This is a genomic window from Micromonospora sp. LZ34 (assembly GCF_052981855.1).
Genome location: NZ_JBRIQN010000161.1, coordinates 1 through 985 on the forward strand (window position 1 = coordinate 1; position 985 = coordinate 985).

The following is a 985-nucleotide window of genomic DNA, read 5'->3' on the forward strand; positions in this document are numbered from 1 at the left end:
CTAGACGAGTAAGTCCTAACTCTGATCAGTGGTCGTAGGCGATCAAGGACCTGGTCACGGGTTGTCTGGTGGTCCGGTTGTGCCAGATGGCGGCGGTCATGGCCAGGAGGCGTTGCGCGACGCGGGCGGCGACGCCTTCGATGCTGCGGCCGCCGTGTAGTTCGAGGTCAAGCTGGCCCTTGAGCGTGTCGTTGACCGACTCGATGAGTTGCCGGATCGGTTTGAGGAGGTGCTCGTCGGGGCGTGGGGTGCGGTTTCGGTAGGAGGGCCGCAGCAGCCGCACTCCACGGTCGGCCAGCCAGCGGTCAAGCTCGGCGGACACGTAGCCCTTGTCCGCGATGATCAGCAGGCCGGGGCGTTCGGCCACCAAGTCTGGGTCGTGTTCGAGTACGGCGGTCAACACCTGCCGTTCGTCGACTTTCGGGCTGGCCAGGGCCCACATGATGGGCAGGCCGGCCGGGGTGCAGATCAGGTGCAGCCGCAAGCCCCAGAACCAGCGCGAGTGCGACGAGCAGTAGCCGTAGCTGGCCCACCCCGCTAACCGCGAACGGCGCGCGGTGGGCCGGGACCGGCCGCACTCGACCGGGGTGGAGTCGACCACCCAGGCCGAGTCGGTCCACAGATCGGTGTCCGCGGCTACCGCCCGGACCGCCCGCTTGAGTAGCGGCAGGGCTGCTCGTAGGCGCTTGTTGTAGCCGGACTGGCCCGGCAGATAGGGAAACGCTCCGGGCAGATGCGCGGGGACGAACCGCAGCCAGCGGGCCTCGGACCGAATCCCGAGCAGCACCTGGGCCACCGCCAGGGTCAGCAGCTCGGCATCGGACAGCTTCGGTGGCCGACCGGACCTGCGAGGCCGCCCCAGCCAGTCGTCGATCTTCACGTACAGTGCGGTGAGAAGGGTGTTGAGGTCTGTCGTCACAAACGGATCATCAACACCCTTCGCTGCATCCGCAGCCCCGGACTGACTTAGGAATTACTCGTCTAG

Annotated in this window: 1 protein-coding gene; it reads right to left on the minus strand. The window is 67.0% G+C overall.

The window, feature by feature from the left end:
- Positions 1 to 25 precede the first annotated feature (25 nt).
- Positions 26 to 919 (minus strand): IS982 family transposase, encoded by an 894-nt coding sequence (locus ACVCAH_RS37935; protein WP_447141021.1) that lies wholly within the window; start codon positions 917 to 919, stop codon positions 26 to 28.
- Positions 920 to 985 lie beyond the last annotated feature (66 nt).